Source organism: Maribacter halichondriae, assembly GCF_027474825.1.
Lineage (GTDB): Bacteria > Bacteroidota > Bacteroidia > Flavobacteriales > Flavobacteriaceae > Meishania > Meishania halichondriae.
This window is the reverse complement of sequence record NZ_CP107030.1, coordinates 4,307,456-4,325,084: the sequence shown is the minus strand read 5'-3', so window position 1 is coordinate 4,325,084 and position 17,629 is coordinate 4,307,456. Positions and strand designations below refer to the sequence as shown.

Annotated in this window: 15 protein-coding genes and 2 pseudogenes; 14 read left to right on the top strand and 3 right to left on the bottom strand. The window is 41.6% G+C overall.

Annotated features, from left to right (window positions below; genetic code table 11):
* The first annotated feature begins 23 nt into the window (after positions 1–23).
* Positions 24–1,430 carry a dihydrolipoyl dehydrogenase gene (gene lpdA, locus N8A86_RS20280; protein WP_273567031.1) on the top strand — a complete coding sequence of 469 codons (1,407 nt, stop codon included), beginning with the start codon at positions 24–26 and terminating at the stop codon, positions 1,428–1,430.
* A gap of 47 nt (positions 1,431–1,477) precedes the next feature.
* On the opposite strand, the gene N8A86_RS20275 is transcribed toward lpdA, so the two are convergent.
* The 3 genes and pseudogenes from N8A86_RS20275 to N8A86_RS21840 all read right to left on the bottom strand — a co-directional run.
* On the bottom strand, positions 1,478–1,906 hold the full coding sequence (locus N8A86_RS20275) for a hypothetical protein (RefSeq protein ID WP_273567030.1): 429 nt from the start codon (positions 1,904–1,906) through the stop codon (positions 1,478–1,480).
* Positions 1,907–2,170: 264 nt separating this feature from the next.
* On the bottom strand, positions 2,171–3,226 hold the full coding sequence (locus N8A86_RS20270; RefSeq protein ID WP_337251682.1) for an acyltransferase family protein: 1,056 nt from the start codon (positions 3,224–3,226) through the stop codon (positions 2,171–2,173).
* Positions 3,204–3,293, bottom strand: a pseudogene (locus tag N8A86_RS21840) (hypothetical protein); the annotation flags it as partial. The pseudogene N8A86_RS21840 and the gene N8A86_RS20270, both read right to left, overlap by 23 nt.
* Positions 3,294–3,553: 260 nt before the next feature.
* On the opposite strand from N8A86_RS21840, the gene N8A86_RS20265 reads away from it, so the two are divergent.
* From N8A86_RS20265 to N8A86_RS20210, 13 genes and pseudogenes are all read left to right on the top strand, one after another.
* Positions 3,554–4,087 (top strand): NADPH-dependent FMN reductase, encoded by a 534-nt coding sequence (locus N8A86_RS20265; protein ID WP_273567029.1) that lies wholly within the window; start codon positions 3,554–3,556, stop codon positions 4,085–4,087.
* A gap of 9 nt (positions 4,088–4,096) precedes the next feature.
* Positions 4,097–5,440: an anthranilate synthase component I family protein gene (locus tag N8A86_RS20260; RefSeq protein ID WP_273567028.1), complete on the top strand. Its 1,344-nt coding sequence runs from the start codon at positions 4,097–4,099 to the stop codon at positions 5,438–5,440.
* Positions 5,441–5,466: 26 nt separating this feature from the next.
* Positions 5,467–6,291: an alpha/beta hydrolase gene (locus N8A86_RS20255; RefSeq protein ID WP_273567027.1), complete on the top strand. Its 825-nt coding sequence runs from the start codon at positions 5,467–5,469 to the stop codon at positions 6,289–6,291.
* Positions 6,292–6,368: 77 nt separating this feature from the next.
* A pseudogene (gene tilS / locus N8A86_RS22145) lies at positions 6,369–7,289 on the top strand (tRNA lysidine(34) synthetase TilS); the annotation flags it as partial.
* A gap of 221 nt (positions 7,290–7,510) precedes the next feature.
* Entirely contained in the window at positions 7,511–7,729 is a 219-nt protein-coding gene (locus N8A86_RS21830) for a tRNA lysidine(34) synthetase TilS C-terminal domain-containing protein (RefSeq protein ID WP_337251681.1), read from the top strand.
* Positions 7,726–9,705: a protein-disulfide reductase DsbD family protein gene (locus tag N8A86_RS20245; protein WP_273567026.1), complete on the top strand. Its 1,980-nt coding sequence runs from the start codon at positions 7,726–7,728 to the stop codon at positions 9,703–9,705. The genes N8A86_RS21830 and N8A86_RS20245 overlap by 4 nt, the downstream gene beginning before the upstream one ends.
* Positions 9,706–10,076: 371 nt before the next feature.
* On the top strand, positions 10,077–12,872 hold the full coding sequence (locus tag N8A86_RS20240) for a TonB-dependent receptor (RefSeq protein WP_273567025.1): 2,796 nt from the start codon (positions 10,077–10,079) through the stop codon (positions 12,870–12,872).
* Between the two features lie 48 nt (positions 12,873–12,920).
* Positions 12,921–13,418 (top strand): DUF4249 domain-containing protein, encoded by a 498-nt coding sequence (locus N8A86_RS20235; RefSeq protein WP_273567024.1) that lies wholly within the window; start codon positions 12,921–12,923, stop codon positions 13,416–13,418.
* Positions 13,415–14,149: a DUF4249 family protein gene (locus N8A86_RS20230; protein ID WP_337251820.1), complete on the top strand. Its 735-nt coding sequence runs from the start codon at positions 13,415–13,417 to the stop codon at positions 14,147–14,149. The genes N8A86_RS20235 and N8A86_RS20230 overlap by 4 nt, the downstream gene beginning before the upstream one ends.
* A 9-nt stretch (positions 14,150–14,158) precedes the next feature.
* Positions 14,159–15,478, top strand: coding sequence for a DUF4249 domain-containing protein (locus N8A86_RS20225; protein ID WP_273567023.1), 1,320 nt, complete (start codon positions 14,159–14,161; stop codon positions 15,476–15,478).
* Positions 15,479–15,485: 7 nt separating this feature from the next.
* Positions 15,486–16,154: a DUF4249 family protein gene (locus tag N8A86_RS20220; protein ID WP_273567022.1), complete on the top strand. Its 669-nt coding sequence runs from the start codon at positions 15,486–15,488 to the stop codon at positions 16,152–16,154.
* A complete protein-coding gene (locus N8A86_RS20215; protein WP_337251819.1) occupies positions 16,121–16,792 on the top strand; it encodes a DUF4249 family protein in 672 nt (223 codons plus the stop codon). Before N8A86_RS20220 ends, N8A86_RS20215 begins: the two co-directional genes overlap by 34 nt.
* A gap of 11 nt (positions 16,793–16,803) precedes the next feature.
* On the top strand, positions 16,804–17,616 hold the full coding sequence (locus N8A86_RS20210; RefSeq protein WP_273567021.1) for a hypothetical protein: 813 nt from the start codon (positions 16,804–16,806) through the stop codon (positions 17,614–17,616).
* Positions 17,617–17,629: the final 13 nt, after the last annotated feature.

The following is a 17,629-nucleotide window of genomic DNA, read 5'->3' as shown; positions in this document are numbered from 1 at the left end:
GTTCATTAATTTAAAGACTTTTTATGAGTTCATACGATGTGGCCATTATCGGCTCTGGACCCGGTGGATATGTTGCAGCGATCCGTTGCGCACAATTGGGAATGAAAACCGCGATCATTGAAAAATATAGTACCCTAGGCGGCACTTGCCTGAACGTGGGGTGTATTCCCTCAAAAGCAATGTTGGATTCTTCTCATCATTATGAGGATGCGGTTTCGCATTTTGAGGATCATGGTATTGAGATTCCCGGGGAGGTAAAGGTCAATTTAGCAAAAATGATTGCCCGGAAGCAGAACGTGGTCGATATGACTACCAAGGGAATCCAGTTTTTGATGGATAAAAATAAGGTCGAAGTTTTTGAAGGATTGGGAAGTTTTAAGGATGCGACCCATGTCAATATCAAAAAGAACGACGGAAAGACCGAAACAATTGAGGCAAATAATATTATAATTGCTACCGGAAGCAAACCTTCAACGCTTCCTTTCATAAAAATCGATAAAGAACGTATCATTACTTCGACCGAAGCTTTGGAACTCAAGGAAATTCCCAAACATATGATCGTCATCGGAGGCGGAGTTATCGGGCTCGAATTGGGTCAAGTTTATAAAAGGCTTGGAGCAGAGGTGACCGTCGTGGAATATATGGATCGTATCATTCCCACTATGGACGGAGCACTTTCAAAAGAATTGATGAAAGTGCTGAAAAAGCAAAAAGTGAAGTTCCACCTATCTCATAAAGTAAAGTCCGTTGAACGCAAGGGCAAAGAAGTGATTGTAAAAGCGGATGACAAAAAAGGAGAGGAAGTTATCTTTAAGGGGGATTACTGCCTTGTCTCCGTAGGCCGTCGCCCCTATACTGATGGATTGAATGCGGAAGCTGCTGGAGTCAAAATCGACGATCGAGGCAAGGTCGAGGTAAATGACCACCTACAGACCAATGTTTCGAACATCTATGCCATTGGCGATGTAATTCGTGGTGCCATGTTAGCCCATAAGGCAGAAGAAGAGGGAACCTTGGTGGCCGAGATTTTAGCTGGGCAAAAACCGCATATCGATTACAACTTGATCCCTGGGGTGGTTTACACTTGGCCCGAAGTTTCTGCGGTCGGAAAGACTGAAGAAGAACTAAAAGAGGCTGGTGTCGAATATAAAGTGGGACAGTTCCCCATGCGGGCCTTGGGTCGTTCACGTGCTAGTGGCGATATCGACGGATTCGTCAAAATACTGGCCGATAAAAAGACAGACGAAGTTTTGGGCGTGCATATGATTGGTGCTAGATGTGCCGATTTGATTACCGAAGCGGTAACGGCAATGGAGTTTAGGGCTTCGGCGGAAGATATGGCTCGTATGAGCCATGCCCACCCGACCTATGCCGAAGCGGTCAAAGAAGCTGCGTTGGCTGCGACCGACGATCGGGCATTGCATGTTTAGAATTTTGAATAGCTACTAATTTAGTAGAACTGGGAAGTTTTAGCTATTTATTCTTTCTTGACTAGCTTGAGTTCTTTAATAGTATTAGCACTCTCAAACTGTATAACAAGTTCGTTTTCAGTAAGTAACACTAATTTATAAGTTAAATCGTTCAATCTGACTTCGGTATCATTAAGTAGTTCCCAGGTACTGACATACTCTGTTGGAATCCAAACATCCATCTGAAGATCATTGTCAAAATTCTTGATGAGTCCTTTTAAAGTTCCATCATCAAAAATTTCTAAGCCATTGGCATAAGCAAAAGCTACGGAATAAATACCATCTCTTGAAGAATTGGGGTCTGGTTGCCCGTCAACGATGAAATCAGTTCGAACCCCATGCCAAGTTCCGAGTATTTCTTTTGCCCGTCCCTCACTTTCATTTTTACTACAGGAGAATAAGGTTGCAACGGCAAAAAAGCAAATCAACTTTTTCATATTTATTTTTTTTGAATTGACCGTATTCGATATAAAAACATGAGTTTGGTAAAATCTATTAAAATTGTCTTGGCTCCAAACATACTCGTCAAAAGCGGAGTCTAAACGATAATTTACTTCAATGGACTTCCCAATGTTGTCTTTCGTGTTAACCGATGGTTAGAAACGACTGGCGCTTTTGACTTTAGATGGCTTTAAACAAAAGTGCGGGTTTGCAAATCCAACTTGGAGCTTACGGTTGATAAAAAACAAAACAACGTACAACTAATTCTTAACCAATCCCAGCAACCGAAGTACTTTAAGAAAGATGTTTTTAGTTAATTCAAAAGCAAAAGTCAAAATAACTTCTGCCTGGGCCAAACACCATTTTTGAGCGACCCTTAGTTTAGATTTGATTTCAACCTTATGTTTTTCATACTGCAAGGCCAAATAGGTGCAGACGACCATAAATAGAATGGCTGCAGGTATTACCACCATTGGCGATAAGGAATGATGAAAGAAGCCATAAAGTCCCAATCCAGTAAAGCTACCATAGAGGATGATAAAGTGCACCACGTAAATCGAAAGGGTACTTGAACCGATTGCCAACATGGTTTTGTTCGTCATTAAACTTCGAAATAGCATAAAGACGGCAAAGACTAAAAACACATCGCCCAACCGAATAAAGAGGTAGTTATTAAAAAAGATATCGGCGAACAATTGAATGCCTGTGGCTTGTGAAAGCGCTAAAAAGAAATCCGACGAAAAGAAAATCAACAATGAGCCCATAACTACCGAGATGGCCATTGCGATTGGGTAAAGGTGTTTAAAGTTTTTAAATCGGGTAAAAAGAATCGAAAGAAACGCACCAAATGAGGCATAGCCGAACCACGGGAAAATTGTAAACACGGAACCATTTGCCTTGGTGAAATAGTTGGCAAAGGCATCCGGTAAAAACCCATAGCTAAATGACTTGTAAAGCGGTTCGAAAAGAAAAAGCAATACTGTAATTCCTACCAGAACCGATGGGAACAAGAATCTTTTACGGTGCTGCGTCAAGAGATACACCCCGATGATGCCTAAAATAGAAAGCCCGATGCAGTGGAGTACATCCACAAAAAAGAAAGAGTCATAAATCTCACCCTTCAACAACCCAAAAAGGTTCATGCGAAGCAGATACCCTATCAATAACAACTCAAGTCCGCGCTTGATGCCTTTTTTGACCCTGGGGTTTTCCAGTCCCTTTTGGGGAACGCGAATCAAGAGATAGGTATAAATAAACCCGGAGACCGTAAAGAAAACGGGTGCGGTGATGCCCCCTGAAATAACTCCAAATGGCATATGGAGTGTAACTAATATCGCGAAATGTATTATCAAGCAACCCATCCACAAAATGCCCTTGTAGCATCATGAGAATCGCCCATGCCCTCATGGCATCGATAAAATATAATCTGTTGGTCTTTGTTTCCAATTCTTAAACTATAACTTAACTACGATGGTTATGATTACTCTGAGCCGATGACTCAAAATTCATAACTTGAATCTATCTATATACTTGTCAAACAGTGTGTTCGGATGTTTTGCTCCGCAAAATTATACAAAATACTCGCAAGTCAATACGATTTGCGGTATTTTCGTTGCTCAGTTGTAAGCACTTAAAACGTAACCATGGCATCAATATTGGCATTTGCAGGCAGTAATTCATCGACCTCGATCAACTTCAAATTGGTAAAACATACCGTTTCGCTTATCTCGGGATATGAAATTCAAGTTATGAATATGGCGAATTGTCCTTTCCCGATGTACAACGAAGACCAAGAGAAAGAAAAGGGCTATTCAAACTCTTTGATCGAGTTGAAAGACGATATTCAAAAGGCAGATGGACTCATTCTTTCGGTTAACGAGCACAATAGCAATCCCTCTGCCTATTTTAAAAACGTAATCGATTGGCTATCTCGGCTAGAGCGGAAGTTTTTAGAGAACACTAATGTGCTATTGATGTCTACTTCCGGAGGTAAACGTGGAGGTTCAAGTGCTTTGGAGGTGACGAAAAATTTTCTCCCGCGCTTTGGGGCAAAAATTGGCATCACTTTTTCACTGCCCTCCTTCCATGAGAATTTTGATTTGGAAAAAGGTATTTTAGATGCTGACCTTGCTGCGGAGCATAAAAAGGCAATTGATGGGTTCCTAAACTCCTTATAAGCAGTATTCTTGCGGAAAACAGTCTCTTTTCAGGTTTCTGAGGTCTCAAAATTCAAGAACGCCCTATTGGAATGGGCACGGCAGTTCGACGAAGTGGTCTGGATGGATAGCAACGCCCACGCTGACACCTATGGTTCGTTCGATGCTTTATTGGCAGTTGATGGATTGACCTCTATCATAACCGATTGCGAGAATGCATTTGAAAATCTTCGGGAATACCAATCAGAAACCCGTGATTGGCTTTTCGGATATCTTTCCTACGACCTAAAGAACGATGTAGAGGCCTTGCAATCGAATAATTTTGACGGATTGCATTTTCCGGATTTGTTTTTCTTCCAGCCTAAAAAGATTATCCGGATTACAGGAAATAGTGCCGAGTTCATCTATTTAAATATGGTTGACGATGAAATCGAATCGGATTTTGAATTCATTTCGAGTGGTAATTTTCCAAGGGAGGGAAATAATTCGGTCACACAGGATGTCCGTATCAAACTGCGCATTTTCAAGGATGAATATTTTAGAAGGATTGACCGCATGTTGCACCATATTCACCGTGGGGATATCTATGAGGCCAATTTTTGCCAGGAATTTTATGCCGAAAGCACCCGAATCGACCCCTTGCAGACGTATCGAAAATTGAATACAATATCTAAAGCACCTTTTGCTACTTTCCTGAAATTGAACGACAAGTATTTGCTTTCGGCCTCTCCAGAACGCTATTTGAAGAAAGTGGGCAATAAAGTTATTTCCCGGCCGATCAAAGGGACCGCAAAACGCGCATCGAAACCAAATGATGACAAAAGCCTAATCGAGGATTTAAAAAACGATGTGAAGGAACGTGCCGAAAACATTATGATCGTCGATTTGGTGCGCAACGATCTATCCAAAAGCGCGGTAAAAGGAAGTGTGACCGTCGAAGAACTTTGTGAGGTCTATACTTTTGAGCAGGTGCATCAGATGATTTCGACCATTACTTCGGAAGTCCCAGAAGGTAAAAACCCAGTAGAATTGATACGGGAAACTTTCCCCATGGGTAGCATGACGGGCGCTCCCAAAGTCTCGGCCATGAAGATCATCGAAACCCTCGAATCCTCCAAACGCGGACTGTATAGTGGTGCCGTAGGCTATTTCACGCCGGACAATGATTTTGATTTTAATGTAGTAATCCGAAGTATTTTATATAATGCAACAGAAAAGTATGTTTCGTATGCAGTTGGCGGTGCCATTACGGCCAAAGCGATACCTGAAAAAGAATATGAGGAATGCCTTTTGAAGGCCAAGGCAATGCGGGAAGTACTAGAGGGGGGGGCTCAAATCCCAAAAAAGAAATTCCAAATTCCAAGCGTAATTTAAAACCTTACAGTTAACTCATTTCTAAAATGAATCTCCAACAATTCACATTCCAGGCCTTCAGTACCAAAATCCAAGGGTTCCATACGAAGCCCGAAAACCCAAAGGCGGTTATCGTTTTGGTTCATGGTTTTGGCGAACATTCGGGCCGTTATTTGGAGAATGTGGTTCCGATGTTGCTTGATTCAGGACTTGCTGTTGTAATGTACGATAACATCGGCCATGGAAAGTCCAGTGGAAATAGAGGACATTGCCCTAGTTACAAATCGTTGTTGGATATCTTGGATTTGACGATTCAGAAGGCCGTTGAATTGTATCCCAAACTGCCGATATTTCTTTATGGCCATAGCATGGGCGGGAATTTGATATTGAACTATGCCTTACGCCGTGAACCGAAAATTAAAGGTATTGTGGCCACGAGTCCGTATTTGAGATTGGCCTTTCAGCCACCTCAATGGAAAATGATATTGGGAAAAGCGTTGCTGAATATTCTACCGTCGATCACGATGCCTTCGGGACTTGATCCGAATGGAATTTCTCGAATCCCAGAAGAAGTTGAAAAATACAAGTCCGACCAGCTAGTGCATGACAAAGTGAGTCCGATGTATTCTTTTCCAATAATTGAAGCAGGGGAGTGGGCCATTGCTCATGCCGGGGCTCTAAGAGTAGAAACCCTTTTGCTACACGGTACCGGAGACCCTATCATCGATTACCGTGGCACAGAAGAATTCCATAAAAACGCTACCGAAACGACCTTAAAATTGTTCGAGGATGGGTATCATGAACTTCATAATGATTTGTGTAAGGAGGAAATGTTGGAAACCGTTAAGAAGTGGTTGCAAGAAAGGATGTAGCCAGCAAGCCAACTAAAAGAATTTGCCAGACAACGAACCGCCGAACGATAGGGTCTGATCACAATTCGATATGCGTTATGCAAATCGTACCTCGTACCTTTTACCTCGTACTTCTTCATTACTTTTGTAAGGTGTTAGTTTCTTTCCAAAGTCATATCGAACAGGAATTCCCCGAATTGCCAAAAAAGCAATTTCTTTTGGCCTGCAGTGGTGGTATGGATAGTGTGGTTTTGGTACATCTTTGCCATGCCCTAAAAATGGATTTTAGTATCGCCCATTGCAATTTTCGATTGCGGGGCGCTGAAAGCGAGGGAGACGAAGAATTTGCAAGGAACCTTGCCAATCAATTGAACAAAACATATTTTATAACCCATTTTGATACAATTGGTTATGTGAATAAAAATAAAGTTTCGGTTCAGGTTGCCGCGAGAGAACTTCGCTATCACTGGTTCGCCGAAATCATGCAACAAAACGGAATGAAAACCCTAGTGACAGCACACCACGCCGATGACAATCTGGAAACTTTCCTGATCAATCTTTCCAGAGGAACGGGAATAGAAGGTTTGACGGGAATTCCGGCGAAAAACGAAACCATTGCTCGGCCTTTGTTGAAGTTTTCTCGGCATGAAATTTTGGACTATGCCAAAAAAGAAGGCTTGCAATGGCGCGAAGACAGCAGTAATGCAGAAACCAAGTACCTTCGGAATAAAATCCGTGAGAAAATCGTACCGAGGTTAAAGGAACTGCATCCCACATTTCTGCAAAATTTTCTCCAGTCCCAAGAGTATTTGCAGCAAACTTCCGATATCGCGAAAAACCATGTTGAAAGTTTGCGCCCGATTCTTTTCGAAAAAGAGGGTGTCATTATAAAAGTTAACATCGTGGAACTGCAGAAACTAAATCCTCTAAAAGCCTACATTTATGCACTTTTTAAGGAATATGGATTTACGGAATGGAATAATGTCTTGGCCCTGTTAACGGCCATGAGCGGCAAGGAAGTCCGGTCGAAGACCCATCGTTTAGTTAAGGATAGGGATTTTTTGCTCCTCTCTGAGCTCGTTGACGATACCGCTAAGATTTATTCGATCGAAGAAAATCAAACTTCAGTCCAGAGACCACTTCGCTTGACGATTCAAGAAGTTGCGAATATTGATGGGCAGGGTAAAAATGTACTATTTGTAGATAAAGAAACGTTAAACTATCCCCTGCTGTTAAGAAAATGGCAAAAAGGCGACTATTTTTATCCCTTGGGAATGAAGGGCAAAAAAAGCTCTCCAAGTTCTTTAAGGACGAAAAAATTGACATCATTTCGAAAGACGCACAATGGTTATTGTGCTCTGAGGATGAAATCATATGGGTGGTTGGCCGCAGGGCGGATGAACGTTTTAAAGTAACCGACAGCAAGCGAACGATATTAAAATTTGAATTACATACATGAGACATTTGTTTCTTCTTTTTTTGTTGCTAGGTCAGACGTTTGCGGTTTTTTCGCAAGATGATGATAATCCCGTCGTTTGGTCACAAGAGCTCAATAAAATTTCTGATTCGGAGTATGAGCTTACCATGCGCGGTAAAATTGCTTATGAATGGCATGTATATTCCCAATTTACAGCCGATGGTGGTTCTTTGCCCAGTGAATTTACCTATAAAAAAAGCGGAGAGGATTATAAGCTGATCGGCAAGACCGAAGAGAGCGAGACTCAAACAGAATTCAGTGATATTTTCGAAGTCGAAGAGACCTTTTTCAAGAAAGAGGCCGTTTTTAGGCAAAAGGTGAAACTTCTTGACCCGAACGTTCGCCAAATCGATGTCAATTTATTTTATCAAGTCTGTAAGGAAGTCTGTATTCCCGTGGACCATGATTTCAGTTTTCCGTTAGATGGTGGTGCCGTTGTAAAGGAAGAAGAAACGGTCGATGAACGAAGTTTGACAATGACCTCGGCCTTAAAAATCGATTTAAAGAACAAAGAGCTTTTAAGCAATTCGGTAGGGGATGCCTTGGACTCCAAATCTGGCTTATGGACTATTTTCGGTCTTGGTTTTTTAGGTGGACTAATTGCTTTGCTTACACCTTGTGTGTTTCCCATGATTCCGTTGACCGTATCTTTTTTTACAAAACATTCTGAAAAGAAATCCAAAGGTATCGTCAATGCCTTGCTCTATGGTTTCTTTATCGTTCTCATCTACTTTTTGTTGAGCCTTCCTTTTCATCTTTTTGATTCGGTCGATTCACAAATACTCAATACAATAGCAACCAATATTTGGCTGAATATAGCTTTCTTCTTGATTTTTGTCTTTTTCGCCTTTTCCTTTTTTGGATATTATGAATTGACCCTACCGAGTTCTTGGGCCAATAAAATGGATGCCGCCTCTAGCAAAGTGGGAGGATTTCTAGGAATCTTTTTTATGGCCGTCACACTCGCTATTGTATCCTTTTCATGTACGGGCCCTATTTTAGGCGGACTTTTGGGGAGTACCACTTTGGCTCAAGGTGATGTTGCGACAAATCTATCTGCCGGTATGACGGGTTTTGGAGTGGCATTGGCGTTGCCGTTCGCCTTGTTTGCCCTCTTTCCGGCATGGTTGAATTCCCTTCCCAAATCTGGTGGATGGATGACAACTGTGAAAGTCGTTTTAGGTTTCCTTGAATTGGGGCTGGCATTGAAATTTCTCTCCAACGCCGATTTAGTAGGTCATTGGGGACTCTTGAAAAGAGAGGTATTCTTAGTCATTTGGATTGTATTGGCAATTTTGCTGGCACTATATTTATTCGGCATATTCAAGTTTAAACATGATGGCCCGAAAGGAAAAATATCCTTGGGAAGAAAAGCAACGGGTCTGGTAAGTGCTGCGTTTGCGATTTATTTGATATTGGGCCTTTTTCAGATTACGAATCTTAAATTTTTAAGCGGCTTTCCACCCCCAGATTTCTACAGTGTTCAAGAAACTGAAAGTGATTGTCCTTTAGGAATCAATTGCTTTAAGGATTTTGAGGAAGGTGTGGCACATGCCAAACGGATCAATAAGCCCATTCTACTTGATTTTACCGGTTGGGCCTGTGTGAACTGCCGTAAAATGGAAGAAAACGTTTGGAGTGACCCTAGTATCTTTCCGATGCTCAAGAACGATTATGTATTGATTTCGCTCTATGTAGACGATCGAAAAGAGCTTCCCGAATCGGGGCAGTTCGATTTTAAATTCGATTCGGGGCGTGTGAAAAATATCGAAACCGTAGGCCAAAAATGGGGCACATTTCAGACCTTGAATTTTAATACCGCTTCACAGCCCTTTTATGTATTGCTCTCCCCTGAATTGGAGGTATTGAATAGTTCCATACAACAAGTCGATGTAGAAACGTATCAAGATTGGTTGAGAACGGGTCTGCGTCGATATGAATCCTTGGCTATAAAATAGTTGGGGCAAATATCCTATCGATTTTGAGCAACTTCAATAAGGTGTATGATACTTTCAAAAAGAATAAAAAGGAAATACCGTCCCAAAGTAATTAGCGGAACCAAGGTCTTTTTATCGGTTAAATTACTAAAATCATAAATTTGGAGTCTATATTTATTCAATACTCCAATTCATAGGTCTTAGGACCGTTAATACAAGTAATCCCTATATTAGATTCATTAAAATTCCTTAGATTTAATATCCGAATAGGTATTGATAGCTAGTCAAATACTCCTTTATTTTTCATTTACAGTAATCAGGTAGATTACCGTCGTCGATATTCATTTGGAAACCAACTTTTAACGTTTTTGAATACTAGTATAGACCACGAAATGAAGAAACACTACGCGAAGACCAACTTACTCTATATTGTTTTACTAACCTCTTGTTTGCTGACTTTCGGGCAAAATGAAGATCAAGAGCGTACCCAGAAAATTTCATTGCAGTTCACAAACACTCCTATAAAAGAGGTGCTCGGCCAAATTGAAGGTCTGACCAACTACAAATTTTATTATGCCGAGCAATGGTTGGGCGACAAAGTTGTTTCCGGTGACTACAATGAAGCGCCTACGGCAACGATATTGAACGATATTTTTAAGGATACTTCGTTAAATTTCTATCTGTTGGATGGGCAGAAAATCATCCTTACGAACAATAATATCATCTACGATGAACTTCCACAAGGCTTTTTTAAGGAAGAAAAAGAGGAAGTCGAAAAGGAAATAGTTCAAGAAAAACAGGTCATCAACCCTGTATTTTACAACACACAACAGGCCTCAAGCAATCGGAAACTGGAAACCGTTCGTATTGGTAAAGCGGATAAAGATTCTGAAAAATCTCGGTACACCTTGCAGGGTTATGTACGTACCAAAAATGGGGAGTCCGTACCTGATCTTTCGGTGCTTGTGAAAGGTAGAGGTATCGGCACGGTTACAGATGCGAATGGCTATTATAGAATACAGCTTCCTCCGGGTCAGAATGTAGTACAGGCGAGGGCAATGGGCATTCAGTCGGCTGAACGTGAAGTCATCATCTACAATGACGGAACGCTTGATTTCGAAATGTCGGAAAGTCTCGAAATGCTTGAAGAAGTCGTGGTCGAGGCCGATGCCGCGAAAAACGTCGAAGAAGCGAATACAGGTACTACGCAAATTGAATCCGAAGAATCCAAAAATATTCCCTTGGTTTTAGGCGAGCGCGATATTTTACAAGTGGCGAAAGCATTACCTGGAATTACTTCCGCCGGCGAAGGCGCAACGGGATTCAATGTCCGCGGTGGAAAGACGGATCAAAACCTCATTCTTTTGGATGATGCCGTCATCTATAATCCCTCACATTTCTTTGGAATATTTCAAGCATTGAACCCTTTTACAACGAAAGGAGTAAATATTTACAAAGGAAATATTCCTGCGGAATACGGAGGACGGCTATCCTCGGTCTTCGATATCGAGACCAAGGACGGTAATGTGGAGAAATTTGCCGGTGAGGCATCCATAGGACCCGTTACCGCGAATCTGGCCTTGGAAATTCCGTTGACCAAAGATAAATCAGCATTGATGGTAGGGGCAAGGGGTGCCTATTCCGATTGGATTTTAAGGTCGTTGGATGAGGAATCGTTAAGCAACAGTTCTGCATCGTTCTACGACGGAATCATCAAATACAACAACAAAATCAATGAGAACAACGATGTTCGCGCTACGGGATATTATAGTCGTGATGCCTTTAGTATTACATCCGATTCACTGTATAACTATAGCAACCGCGGATTTTCGTTGCGATGGGACCATAAATTCAATGAGAAGAATACCGGTAGTCTTATTGTAGCGAACAGTCAATATAGATTCAATATCGATTTTGACGGGGAATCCAATAATGATTTTGGTTTGGGCTATAGCATCGACGAGACCGAACTGAAATTAAATTTGAATTATTTTCTAAATGATAAGCATACGTTGAACTATGGCCTTGCCGGAAAAGTGTATGGCGTAAAACCCGGTTTCATTTCTCCCGAAGGAAACGAATCGGTCATTCAACCGCTTTCCATTCCCAAGGAAAAAGCATTGGAATCCGCCTTGTTCATTTCGGATGAATTCAAGATAACCGACAGGCTCTTGGTCGATGTCGGACTTCGTTATTCTTTTTATGCGGCCCTCGGCGCATCGGAACAGCGTATTTACCAAGATGGGGTTCCGCGCAATGAGGGTACGCGAATAGATTCCGTTCAATATGGAAATAACGAAATAATCAAGACTTATGGAGGTCCAGAGGTACGAGCGTCGGCCCGATATTTTCTAAAACCCGACCTATCGTTGAAGGCCAGTTTCAACAATGGCTATCAATTTATCCACACCCTTTCGAACAATACTACGGTTTCACCCATTGATACTTGGAAATTGTCGGACACCAATATAAAACCCCAACGCGGTAACCAGTATTCTTTGGGAATTTATCAAAACCTAAAAGAGAACGAATATGAACTTAGTTTGGAAGGCTACTTCAAGACTTCCCAAAATGTGCTTGATTTTAAGACCGGGGCCCAGTTACTGCTAAATCAAACGATTGAAACCGAAGTATTACAAGGGGAGGGTCAATCGTATGGCGTAGAGCTATTATTGCGCAAAAGCAGAGGCAGATTAAATGGCTGGCTAGGGTATACCTATTCCCGCTCGTTGATAAAGTTCGATAGTGAGTTCAGCGAAGAGCGCATCAATAACGGAAATTTCTTTCCTTCGAACTATGATAAACCGCACGATGTCAGTCTTATCACTAACTATAAGTTTACGAGGCGTTACAGTATTTCGGCCAATTTCGTGTATCAGACCGGTCGCCCGGTAACCTATCCTATCGGAACCTATCAGTTCAACAATGCGGAGTATGTGTATTACAGTAATCGCAATGAATTCCGGATTCCAGATTTCTATCGATTGGATTTGGGGATCAACATCGAAGGCAATCACAAAAAGAACAAACTGGCCCATAGTTTTTGGACGATTTCGGTCTATAATGTTTTGGGCAGGAACAACCCCTATTCCGTATTTTTTGTAACGGAGGGCGGTGAAGTCAAAGCACTTCAGAGTTCCATCTTTGCGGTGCCGATACCTTCAATTACGTATAATTTTAAGTTTTAAGAGAAACGTCCCAAGGTGTTTGAAACGAGGAAAATAATAAGATTTAGTTTGGCCATTGTTTTGGTCGGATGTTGTTGTTTGGGTTGTGTTGAACCTTTCGACGCAAAGACGGACGATTTTGAAAACGCCCTGGTCATAGATGCCCTATTAACGACTGAACTCAAACAACACCAAGTGACCTTATTCCGCACGTATTCCTTTGAGGCCGAAGGCCCAGCCACCGAGCAAAGTGCGCGGGTCGAAATAGAGGATGATACTGGAAATATATATCGATTTAATGAAACTGAACCGGGAGTCTATCTTTCCGAAACTTCCTTCGCAGCTCAAACCGGAGCCAGTTATACCCTGAATGTAGAAACCACCGATGGCAAATCGTATCGATCAACAACCGTAACGACACCCGAAAATGTTCCGATAGAAGATGTTATCGCCAAACGGCTAGTCAATGATGAAGGTGAAGAAGGTGTTAGCATTCTTTTGGATAATATCGCTTCCCCGGAAACCCTCGATACTTTAGGTACGAATATGATGAGACATATAAAATAATTGCGCCCAACTATGACCCTTTTGAATTCGAAGTGGTTCATTATATCGCCTGTGATACAATACCTTATCAGGTCGATTTAAAACCACGTACCGAGCAGCGACGTGTTTGTTTTGGCAGGGCTTCTTCTAACGAATTGATACAAACTTCCACCGTCGGTTTGACCGAAAACAAGGTGGATGATTTTAGTGTAAGGTATATCAATCGGGAAAATTATATCATTTCACATCGATATAGTCTTATGGTGCGACAGTTTACCCAGACTCAGGATGCTTACTCATATTATGAACGATTGGGAGATTTTTCTTCTTCGGATAATATTTTTTCGCAAATACAACCAGGTTTTTTAGAAGGTAATCTAAGGTCGGCAACCGATAAAGACGAGAATGTGCTCGGGTATTTTGAAGTGGCCGCAGTAAGTGAAAGACGCATGTATTTTAACTATGCCGATTTATTTCCTGATGAGCAGCTTCCTCCATATGTCATTAATTGCGGAACACCTGGAAATCCCTTGTTATACAGTTTGGGCTATCACTGCGCTGGTTTTAGGGAGTGCGATGGGGCCTGTGAATCGCCTTTGATTGAAGCAATTTTGGCAGGGATCGTGGTATATCATTCAACGAACGACAACCCGACTATGGACCAATTTGGCTCGTATTTTACACTACCGACGGCCTGCGGTGATTGTACTAAATTAGGTAGTAATGTTGTACCCGATTTTTGGGAAGAATAAACAAGGTATATGAACAGATATTTGCTTAAAATATCAATTTTAGTGCTGCTTATAGGTTGTATTGAACCGTTTGACTTTACTACGGAAATCGAAACAACCGATACGCTTTTGGTGGCCGAAGCAACCCTAACGAATGAGGTAAAAAAACAAAAAGTGAAGTTGAGTAGAACGATTTCTTTGAGTCAGGATAGTATTATCAATTTTGACCCAGAAGTACGTTTTGTACCCAGTGTTCGATTCGACTCCATAGAACCTTCGTTTGTCGAATACGAATCTGGGGCAATGGTTGAAATAGCGGAAAATTCTGGAATGGTACATACTTTTTCCGAAATCACTCCGGGAGTTTACCTATCCGATTCTGAATTCGCCGCGGTAGAGAATATCGGATATAGTCTGAATATTATCACTTCAAATGGTGAGATTTATGAGTCAAAAGAGATGTCTTTTTCAGGTCAATCCCGTATTGATGAGCTCTATGCCGAACGAATTATTAATGATTTTGGTGAAGACGGAATTGCTATTTATGCCGATAGTTCGGATCCCACGAACCAATCCAATAATTTTAGATATACCTACGAGGAAGCATACAAGATAATTGCCCCAAAATGGACGCCTTTTGAATTCGAAATATTGAATGACGGCAATGTACCGCTCGAGGTACCGGCAGTACGCTTGGTGCCTAGAGCTAAAGAAGAGCAAGTGTGCTATAATACCGTTGCTTCTTCTGAGATTCAGTTAAAGAATACCGTCAATTTAGAAATTTCTAGTTCACAACGAAATATCGTACGTTTTATCAATCGCAATAACCCCATTATGTCGCATCGCTACAGTATTTTGGTCAAACAATATTTAGAATCTCAAGAAGCCTATGATTATTATGAATCGTTAAATAGTTTTGCTAGTAGCGAAAATGTTTTCAGTCAGGTTCAGCCGGGTTTTTTAGAGGGTAATATCCGTTCGGTAAGTGGAGATTCAAATGTTCTAGGCTTTTTCGATGTTGTGGCCGTCGACCAAAAACGATTGTTTTTCAATTATGTGGATTATTTTCCGGGGGAAGATTTACCACCGTATTTTCAAGAAGAGTTTAATTGCGACCGCATTTTTAGTCCCCAATTAGGGGATCCAGAACGTGATGGGCCAAGTCCGCCGCCTCCTTTACATTGTCCCGAAAAATTGATTCCACAGATTCAGCGAGAAAGTATTGAGTATTTTGGAGATAATTCGATTCCACCGGAAATTTGTGAAGGTCCATATTTGGTAACAGCGAGAATTTGTGGTGATTGCACCATCTTTGGAAGTAATGTAGTACCTGATTTTTGGGAAGAATAATTTAACAATGAAGAGACCTATTTTCTATATCATTTTGTTTTCAACCTTCATGGGTTGTATCGAACCGTTTGACATCAATACCGAAATTCCGGATCAGCAAATCGGGTTGGTCGTCGAGGCGACCTTAACCAATGAAATAAAAAGGCAATTTGTACGTCTTAGCCGTCCACGTGATTTTGCTGTGGTCAACGAAGTAGATAGTATTTATGACCCTTCTTTTCGACCTGATTTGCAGAACTTGGGACGCAGCACGTTTGAACCCGAAGAAAAGGCAAGTGTAAGTGTCGAGGATGAACTAGGCAACGTGTATGCCTTTAGCGAGTCTGAACCGGGAAAATATGTATCGGATAGTGAATTTGCAGCGCAGCCCGGTGTACTTTATACCTTGAGGCTTGATACACAAAGTGGTGCTTCTTATATTTCAAATCAGGAAAAGTATGAAAATGAATCTGTACTCGAGAATGTAAATGTTGAGCGTGGTCGCAACGAAAACAATACTGAAGGGGTATTTATCCATGTAGATGGTTTAGGAACCGCTGCAAACACCCAGTATTTCCGTTACGATTACGAAGAAACCTATAAGATCATCGCCCCTGAATGGAGACCACTCGATTACGTTTTGACCAATTATGATCCTGTGCGCTGCCCGTACCGACCTTTGACCTTGACTTTATAGTTCGGGGTCCAGATGAACAAAGAGTTTGTTATCAAACCAAACCTTCCGAAGAAATCATCCAGGCCACAACCGTCGGACTACAGGAAAATAGGATACTTAGGAATCCTGTACGTTTTATCGATCGATCCAATTTTATCATTAGCCATCGCTATAGTATTTTGGTGAAACAATATGTGCAATCGGTAGAAGCCTATAATTACTACAATACGCTTAAAAGTTTTTCGAACTCAGAAAGTGTTTTTTCCGAAGTGCAACCGGGTTTTTTGGAAGGTAATATAAAATCGGCAAGTGCAACAGGTCAAAACGCACTTGGCTATTTTGAGGTCGCATCGGTATCACAGCAGCGCATTTATTTCGATTACGAAGACTTGTTTCCGGGTGAGCCTTTGCCAGTATACCCCATAAGTTGTGTTCCGACCGTGCGAAGCATTTCGCATCGTTCGTATTGTGACCCGGGGCCGGGTGCCACGCTTAGCCCCTTATCTTTGATTGAAAGTATACATGGAGAACTAGTGGCATACTATAGTACACAAGTTGATTCGAATGGAGGACTTTCTTCGGCAACGACAGTTCCCCGTGCCTGTGGTGATTGTACGCTTTTTGGCAGTGATGAAGTACCTGATTTTTGGATTGAATAAATTAAAAAATTATGAAGAAAATAACGCTATTGTTTGGTTTGCTTTTTGTGCAATGTGGTTTGGTTTCCGCACAATATGTGGTAAAGAACCAAGATGAGTTACAGCAATTAAAAAAATTGCCTTTGGAAAAGGTCTTTGTGCACTACAACGCATCGGTACTGCTTCCCGGTGAATATGTGTATTATAGCTTTTATTGTATCAACGCCCAGACCAACAAGTTGAGTACGATCAGCAGCATGGCCTATATCGAATTGGTAGGTGAAGACCTGCCTACCCAACTCGTTCAAAAGGTGCGCTTGGAAAAAGGAAGGGGCCAAGGTGATTTTTTTATTCCGGTGTCGATACCTTCGGGAAACTATAAACTTATCGGTTATACGAAATGGATGAAAAATGCAGGGCAAGGGCAATTGTTTAAAGATGATATTACCATTATAAACCCGTATCGTAGTGATCAAGAGGCTATACTAGCCAGTGAGATCGACTCCACTTCTATATCCGATATTAACGTAGAAACGCGGCCTGGGCAGACCGACCAAAAGAAGAAGGATGATGGCACTATAGTGTTACTAACTGATAAAAAACAGTATGGCCAACGCGAAAAAGTAGCCTTGATTCCTAGAAATTTCAAGGGCCCTTTGGGCTATGGCAACTATTCCATAAGTGTGCGAAAAATCGATGCGCTGAGCATTGATAGACCCTTAGACGCGGTGGATTATTCCAGCGCCTATTTAAGTGTTGACAAAACAATAGGGAAAACCGTTAACGATTCTATTTTTCTTCCTGAACAACGGGGCGAACTTTTTTTGGGAATGTCAGCGCCATAGCCGGGGGCAATCC